Source organism: Vicinamibacteria bacterium (genome assembly GCA_035620555.1).
GTDB lineage: Bacteria > Acidobacteriota > Vicinamibacteria > Marinacidobacterales > SMYC01 > DASPGQ01.
In genome coordinates this window covers 1-7553 of sequence record DASPGQ010000399.1, presented here as the reverse complement: position 1 = coordinate 7553, position 7553 = coordinate 1, and the positions used below count along the sequence as shown (strand labels likewise).

At 64.4% G+C, this 7553-nt stretch carries 9 protein-coding genes; 3 read left to right on the top strand and 6 right to left on the bottom strand.

Going from position 1 to position 7553, the window contains the following annotated elements; translation table 11 throughout:
• From VEK15_16285 to VEK15_16275, 3 genes are all read right to left on the bottom strand, one after another.
• Nucleotides 1–548, bottom strand: a 548-nt coding sequence (locus VEK15_16285) for a hypothetical protein (GenBank protein ID HXV62260.1), incomplete at its 3' end; no start/stop codon positions are given.
• Nucleotides 549–567: 19 nt separating this feature from the next.
• Nucleotides 568–813 (bottom strand): type II toxin-antitoxin system Phd/YefM family antitoxin, encoded by a 246-nt coding sequence (locus VEK15_16280; GenBank protein HXV62259.1) that lies wholly within the window; start codon nt 811–813, stop codon nt 568–570.
• 146 nt (nt 814–959) lie between these two features.
• Nucleotides 960–3332 carry an ADOP family duplicated permease gene (locus VEK15_16275; GenBank protein ID HXV62258.1) on the bottom strand — a complete coding sequence of 791 codons (2373 nt, stop codon included), beginning with the start codon at nt 3330–3332 and terminating at the stop codon, nt 960–962.
• Between the two features lie 82 nt (nt 3333–3414).
• Between VEK15_16275 and VEK15_16270 the strand changes: the two genes are divergently transcribed.
• Entirely contained in the window at nt 3415–4308 is an 894-nt protein-coding gene (locus tag VEK15_16270; GenBank protein ID HXV62257.1) for a LysR substrate-binding domain-containing protein, read from the top strand.
• Nucleotides 4309–4329: 21 nt separating this feature from the next.
• Here the strand turns inward: VEK15_16270 and VEK15_16265 are convergent, their stop codons facing one another.
• Nucleotides 4330–4731, bottom strand: a complete 402-nt coding sequence (locus VEK15_16265) for a PIN domain-containing protein (GenBank protein HXV62256.1) — start codon at nt 4729–4731, stop codon at nt 4330–4332.
• 3 nt (nt 4732–4734) lie between these two features.
• Entirely contained in the window at nt 4735–5049 is a 315-nt protein-coding gene (locus VEK15_16260; protein HXV62255.1) for a prevent-host-death protein, read from the bottom strand.
• 130 nt (nt 5050–5179) lie between these two features.
• Between VEK15_16260 and VEK15_16255 the strand changes: the two genes are divergently transcribed.
• Nucleotides 5180–5671 carry a pyridoxamine 5'-phosphate oxidase family protein gene (locus VEK15_16255; protein HXV62254.1) on the top strand — a complete coding sequence of 164 codons (492 nt, stop codon included), beginning with the start codon at nt 5180–5182 and terminating at the stop codon, nt 5669–5671.
• A 38-nt stretch (nt 5672–5709) separates the two neighbouring features.
• Here the strand turns inward: VEK15_16255 and VEK15_16250 are convergent, their stop codons facing one another.
• The gene (locus VEK15_16250; protein ID HXV62253.1) at nt 5710–6429 is read right to left on the bottom strand and encodes a hypothetical protein; all 720 of its coding nucleotides are present in this window, start codon (nt 6427–6429) and stop codon (nt 5710–5712) included.
• 268 nt (nt 6430–6697) lie between these two features.
• On the opposite strand from VEK15_16250, the gene VEK15_16245 reads away from it, so the two are divergent.
• A complete protein-coding gene (locus VEK15_16245) occupies nt 6698–7363 on the top strand; it encodes a hypothetical protein (GenBank protein HXV62252.1) in 666 nt (221 codons plus the stop codon).
• Nucleotides 7364–7553: the final 190 nt, after the last annotated feature.

The window sequence follows — 7553 nt, the reverse complement described above, 5'->3', positions numbered from 1 at the left end:
ATGCTTTGCACGAGGCTCGCCGCGACTTCCTCGAATGCTTCGCCGTCCTCACGGATGGCGTAGAAGTACCGAGGTGAGACGTTGAAACGACGCTCTTCCCCGGAGGGACCGCGCGAGTAATTCCGGATGCGCACGACCCGCTCGGCGTCGCGAAACGGGAGCGCCTTCAGGAAAATATTGTCGACGACGCTGAAGAGCGCACTGTTCGCCCCGATGCCGAGACCCAGGATCAGCACCGTCGCGAGAGAGACGACGGGATTACGCCTAAGGGTGCGAAACGAGTACGAGAGGTCCTGCCGCAGATCGGCGAGCAAGTTTCCTCGGCGTGATCGCCCCACATCGGGCTGAATCTTCACGATGAGAACCTCACGGTCGGGCTTCGCGGCGCAGACGAGGCGGATCCGACCTGTGCTCAGGGTCGTCGACCCCACCGGAAGACCTTCGGACTGGAGTCGATCGATGCGCCGGGCGACGACCTCCTGCTCCGCCCGGGGCAGTTTCCGAAGCGCCGCTGCGGCCTTTCTGGTGAGCTCGATCGGGAAGGGCATCTAATCGTTCATCAGCCTGTTAGAGCTCGAGGTCTTTCTTGAGCTCGGCCCAGGAGACTGTCCGTGCCTTCTCGAGCGCGGTCTTCACCTCCCTGCGAGAGAGGAGACGGCGGAGCCGTTCGAGCAGACTCACATCGGAAAGGGGCACGAGCGCCGCTACGCCCTTTCCATGGCGGGTGACGATGAAGCGCTCGTTTCCATAGGCCACGCGGTTGACGAGATCGGCCAGGTTCTTCCGCGCCTCGCGAGTGGATACGTCTTCCATGGTTCCCTCGATGGGCGAGTCGTACAATATGTACACATAGTACACAAACTCGAGGAAACGACAAAACGCCAAATATCGGTCGACGGCCCGCGTCCAGGGTCCGGTTGGCGGTTCCCCCGGTTCTATGACTTCGAGGCGTAGCGCAGCTAGCGCACGTCTTCTCTCAGTAACCGCGTCGGGCTCTCGTGGACGGCCCGCCGAGCCGGAGCGATGCAGGCGGCCACCATGGCGAGAAACATGAGTCCAGCGGCCGCGACGAGGCTCGGGACGTCGAGCACGGAAACACCGTAGAGCACGCCCATGAGGAAGCGTCCCCCGAGACCGGCGAAGGCGAGACCGGCGACGATTCCAACGAGACCCGGGCGCAAGCCGTCGCTCACGACCGCTCGCGCCAGGCGCGCCGAGCCCGCCCCGAGTGCTGCGCGGATCGCCATCTCCCGGAGGCGATACCGCACGGCGAAGGCGAGGGTCGCGTAGATGCACGCGCCGGCGAGGACGAGAGCGGCGGCCGCGATTCCCCACAGGAGCGCCGACACGGCGCGGCGCTCGGAGAGCCAGTCGTCGAGCTGGCTCTCCATCGGCCGCACGTCGAGAACGGCCTGATTGGGATCGACTTCCTGGAGCGCCGCTCTTACCGAGGACGCGAGCGTCTCGGGGCGTCCTTCGGTGCGCAGGACGAACTCCGGCATGTTCAGCGCCGCGGGAAAGAGGTTCTGGAGGATCGGCACGTAGACGGTGTAGTCGGGCTCCTTGTCCAGGGACACGAGCTGGGCTTCTCCGGCGACACCGACGACCTCCCACAGAGTCTTGGCGGTCCCAAGTCGCACCTTCTGCCCCACCGGATCTCGATCCTCGAAGAGAGTCTTCGCAAGCTTCGCGTCGAGGATGACGATCGGGCGACTGCCGCCTTCGTCCCTCGGCTCGAACTCGCGTCCCGAGAAGATCGGAATTCCCAGGGTGCGCAGGAGCCCTTCGGAGATGACGCGGTAGTGCGCGTTCGGAAGCCCCGACTGGCCGGCCTGATCGGGACGGTAGGTCACGATGGCGGCTTGTCTCTGCGTGAGCGGAGGATGGCTCATCGCCGCGACCGAGACGACGCCGGGTATCTCGCCGAGGACGGCGACGGCGCGGTCGATGTAGCGCTTCTGTCCGGGGAGATCGAACTGGTTCACCGGTAGAGCGACGCCGGCGACGAGGATGTCGTCGACGTCGAATCCGGTCTCGACAGCGGCGAGCGCGCGTACGCTCCGAAGCTGCATGGTGGAGGCGACGAGGAGAGGGATGGCGAGCGCGACCTGGACCGCCACGAGACGCCCGCTCAGTTTCTTCCTCTTGAGGTCGATCGTCCGCGTGGTCGTGAGCGCGGCCCAGGCGGGAAGGGTCCCGAATGCGAGAGCTGCCAGAAGCGTGATGCAAACGGCCCAGAGCACGAGCTCAAAGGTGAGCTCGATCTCGTACGCGCGTGGAAGGAGCACGGGGTCGATCCCGCGGAGGCCGAGCAGGCCAAAGGAGCCCGCGAGAAGACCGAGCCCGCAGCCGAGCGCGGCGAGGAGGCCGGCTCGAGAGAGGAGAAGGGCAAAGAGGCGGACACGGGTGGCGCCGAGCGCAGCGCGGAGCTCGAGCTCGCCCCGACGCGCCATTCCCTGGACGAGGAGCAATATGGCCACGTTGGTCCAGGCGATGACGAACAGGAGCTGTACCGCCGAGAACAGGGTTTCGAGCGAGCGCTTCGACGTCCCCACGAGCTCGTCCTTCAACGGAATGACCCGGGCGCTGAGATTCCGGTTCCCGTCGGGATAGGCTTCGGCCAGCTGCGCCGCCACCGTCTCGATCTGCTCCTGCGCCTCCTCGATCGAGCGGCGTTCTTCGAGTCGCGCGACGAGGCGAAGGAAGTGAAACGCCCGATCGCTCTCTGGAGGGCCTTCGATCGCGAGCGGGACGAAGACCTCGCTGTCGCTCCTCGGAAACCGGAAGTATGCGGGCAGGACGCCGACGACGGTATGGGGCCGTCCGTCGAGCCGGATGCCTCTCCCGATGACGTCGCTCTCTCCTCCGAAGGCCCGCTGCCACAGGGCGTGGCTGATGAGAGCGACTCCCACTTCCGGCGCCCGTTCGATGTCGTCCTCGAAGAGCCTGCCCAGGACCGGCTCGACGTCGAGGACCTCGAACAGGTTGGCGGTGACCCGCGCCCCGTTGACGGACGCGGGGTGGTCTTCGCCCTCGAGAGTCATGGTCGCGATCCTCATCGCCGCGACGCCCTCGAACGCCTCCACGCGATCGCGGTAATCGCGGTAGTTGTCCCACGAGAAGGGATACTTGTCGACGCCGAAGCTTCGCGCGACACACCACGGAGTCACGAGCCGATCGGACTGAGTGTAGGGAAGCGGGTTCAGGAGCACCGAATCGACGACGGCGAAGATCGAGGTGCTGAGAGAAACTCCGATCGCCACCAGCAACACGACGAGAACGCTCGAGCCTCGCTGCCGGGTCAACCCTCGGAAGAGCTCGCGGTAGATCATTCCTTCCTCCCTCCCCGAAACCTAGGCGTCCCAGAATCATTCGTCCATTGAAAGATTTGTTGCTGTGATATAAATATTTCTTATGACAAGTCTCGAGATCCGCCACCTGCAAGTTATTGAGGCAGTGCAACGTTTGGGCACGGTCACGCGAGCGGCGTCCTCTCTCCACCTGACGCAGCCCGCCGTAAGCCACGCTCTCCGGGAAATCGAGCGTCGCCTCGGAGTGACGGTCGTGGTGGCGAACGGCCGGGGCATCAAGACAACGGCCACGGCAGACCGGCTCGCAGCAAGAGCGCGGGAGATTCTCGGGGCGATCGCCGACGCCGAGCAGGAAGCTCGTGCTCTCTCGGGCGACGAGAAGAGCCGTCTTCGCATCACGACCGAGTGCTACACCTGCTATCACTGGCTTCCGAAAGGGCTCGCCGAGCTCCGTCGACGGCTCCCCCGACTCCAGCTCGAGCTCGTTCCCGAGGCGACTCGCCGTCCGCGGGAAGCGCTCCGGGCCCGAGAGGTCGACGTCGCCCTCGTGTGCCGGCTCGTGGAGCATCCCGAGATCGAGTACGTCCCGCTCTTCAGCGACGAGATGGTGGCGCTCGTTGCGCCCGATCACCCACTCGCCTCACGACCGTTCGTGATTGCGGAAGACTTCCGCGATCAGCACGTCGTGCTGCAGACCGATCCCAAGGACAGCACCGTCGTCCTCGGCTTCCTCGCGCCGGCCGGGGTCGAGCCCGCGAGAGTCTCGACACTCCTCCTCACCGAGGCGCTGGTCGAAACCGTCAAGGCGGGACTGGGAGTGACGGTGCTGTCTCGATGGGCCGTGGCGCCGCACCTTCGCGAGGGCACGCTCCGCGCCATTCCCGTGACGCGCGAAGGCCTCGTCCGTCACTGGTGGGCGGCCTTCCCCCGGGGCGCGCAGCGGCCCGGCGTCGCCGAGCTCATCGAGCTCGTGAGGGAGAGGGGTCTCGATCAATAGAGCGGCCGAGTTTTCCTGAGCTCACCAGCGAACGAGCTTCAGGCCCGGAACCTTCGGGAAGCTTCTGGTGTCGTGGGTGACGACATCCATACCCCGTGATACGGCCGTGGCGGCGATGAGAAGGTCGTGAGCTCCAACCGTCACACCTCGAGCGGCCAACTTGGCCCATATCCGTGCGTGCGCTCTCGCCGCCACGAGATCGAACGAAATGACGGGGATGGAGCTCAGAAGGCCCTCGACAAACGCTTGTCGCCGGCCGCGGCGCGCCTCTCCACGGGCGCGGTGTACGCCGTGGAGGAGCTCCGACGCGGTGATTGCGGAGATCGCGAATTGGGAGTCTTGGTGCTTCGCGAGAGCCGATTCGAGATCGAGCCTGCCGCGCTCGGCCGCGACAAGGATGCTCGAGTCGATGAGCGCGCCCACGAATCAGCGCTTCCAGGGCGACTCGGGCACCCGATCCTGCGATCGGGTCAACTCCTCCAACGTGTCGAGATAGTCGTCGTCCACCCGCGGGAGCGACCGCAGGAGCGCCGCGAGATCCGCTCCCGTAAACCTCGACGGCGTGGCGGGCCGAACCTCACAAATGGGCTCACCCCCGCGCTCGATGACGAAAGTCTCGCCTCGGTATTTGACTCGGTTCATGATTTCCGAAAAGTTACGCGACGCTTCCGTCGCCGAGAGCCTTCGCGACGACCCGTACTCGGGTGGTGTTTCCCGGGCACGATCGCCTTTTCCCTTCATCTGAATAATCATAATATCATATTTTTGGATTATACGCAATGCCTGGTCCTGACCAGAACATCCCGGCCTCGACACCGATCCCACGTGATCTCCGGATGGGCGGCGTTGACGAGAATGCTAACGTGGCTCCATGAATGCTCTCGCCAGAGTCGCTCCGGCCTTCGTCGAAATGGCTCACCGCATCGTCTGGTGCAGCGCCGCCACGGTGGACTCGAGGGGTCGTCCTCGCTCCCGCACTCTGCACCCGTGCTGGCTTTGGGAGAGCGGAGCTCTCGTAGGATGGGTGGGAACGATGAACACGCCTTTGAAGCGGACGCATCTCGAAAGGACCCCCTACATCTCGCTGAACTACTGGGACCCGTCCCAGGACAATTGCACCGCGGAGTGCCGTGCGACGCTTCATCACGACGACGAGACGCGACGGATGGTGTGGGATCTATTCTCCAGCCGGCCCGCGCCTTTGGGCTACGACCCGGCGAACATCCCGGGATGGGACAGGCCGACCGCCGACACGTTTGCGGCGATCCGACTCGATCCCTGGCGCCTGCGCGTCTTCCCCGGCTCCATGGCCCACGGTAAGGGCGAAATCCTCACCTGGCGGGATGATGGAGCGCATCGATAACGGACGCTCGCGCCTCAAGGCCTCAAGGCCTCAAGGCCTCAAGGAAAGAGCGGCGCGATCGGGAGCACGAAAACGATGGAAAGAGACCAGGGGCTCGCATCCTTGAGGTACCGAGTACCGTCCGGGAAAACGTCACCCGCCTGGGGAATGCCGGTCGCAAGATAATCGAGCGACAGCTCGACCTCCACGTTCCGGAGCCAGCCGGCCGCGGGAAGTCGATGAAAGACGAGAAACGCGGTATCGAGCTCGAAGTCGAGCTTGTGCGTGTAGACGCCTTCGTCATTCGGCCGCGCCGCCGGGCTCAGCTGATCGACGACGTCGAAATGCATCTCGACCCATCCGCCCGTGTGCTCCGGCTCGAGAATCGACAGATTGAGCTCGATCTCGAGCTCGACGGGGTTGTCCCGGATGCTTTCCGCTCCGAGCTCCTCGGCGGTCTTGCCGGTGAAGGGGTTCGCGTCGGTGCTCGCGAACGGCTTCCAGATCGTTTCCAGAGTGACGCCCACCCGGGGAATCTCCGTAGGGATGCCCAGCGAGAGGATGATCTCGAACGCCGCTTCCCTCTCCTCCCGCACCACGGAGTCGGTGTGGCCTGCATTCGAATCCGCGATGGCGGCTCCCGCGAATAGATTGGAGATCGTGAAGGTCGGCTCGAGCTTGAGCGCCGGAGTGCAAATGATCTTGCAGTCCTCGCTCTCGGCGCGAGCCGTTCCCGAGATCAAAAGCGGGAGAAATGCGAGAAGAATGCCTCGTTTCATGATCCTCACGATAATCGAAAGCCTAGCAGGCGCGGGTAAAAGAAGAGTAAGAGTGAGCTTGGCGGTCCCGCCTGCGGGTCTTACCGTCTTCTAACTCCGCTCGAGTAGAGTTCGCGAGCAGGCTGATGAAAAAGTGCTGCCCAGCCTGCCGAGCGGCGGCCAAAACGTCTGCCGCGAGATCGGCGCGCAGCGCCGCAAAGGCCGAGCCGTGGCGGCCGGACGATCGCGGGTCCCGCCACGGCACTAAGGACAAGAGAGGAGGTGCGTCATGAAAGTTTACCTCGGGTTAGTGTGGCTTCTCGGCACTGGAGCCGCGTATACCGAGACCCATCGCTTCAGTTTCGACGAATACGCCGCGGGTGAAGCTCCCGCAGCCTTCACGACCGCGCGGACGGGCCAGGGGGCCCAGGGAACGTGGGTCGTCGAGGCGACGGCCGATGCGCCGTCGGCCCCGAACGCCGTCAAGCAGACGTCGACCGACGACACGAGCTATCGGTTTCCGGTCATGATCGCCGCGGGCGTGAGCGCAACCAACGGGACCCTGTCCGTTCGGTTCAAGGCGATCACGGGTCGCGTGGATCAGGCCGCGGGCCTGGTCTGGCGCTACGCCGACGAGAACAACTACTATATCGTTCGAGCGAACGCGCTCGAGGACAACGTGGTTCTTTATAAGGTCGAGAACGGCAAGCGCTCGTCGCTGGCACCTCGGGGAACGCGCGCGGGAACCTACGGAGTCGATCACGAGGTGCCTGGTGGAGTGTGGAATACCCTCACCGTGCGATTCGAAGGTCCTCTCTTCACCATCTCGTTCAATGACGCGCGGCTCTTCGAGGTCGAGGACTCCACGTTCGAGAACGCGGGCGGTGTGGGGATCTGGACGAAGGCCGATTCCGTGACCCTGTTCGACGACCTGATTCTCGAGAGCGAAGAGTAAGCAGGGTGATGAAAAAGTACGACCCAGCCTGCCGAGCGGTGGCCAACATGTCTGCCGCGAGATCGGCGCGAAGCGCCGCAAAGGCCGAGCCGTGGCGGCTCGATCGATTGCAGGTCCCGCCACGGCATTGAGTAACTCTAGAGAGAGAAGATGACCGCGGCGACCCAACGACGTCGCCTCTTCGTGGCAT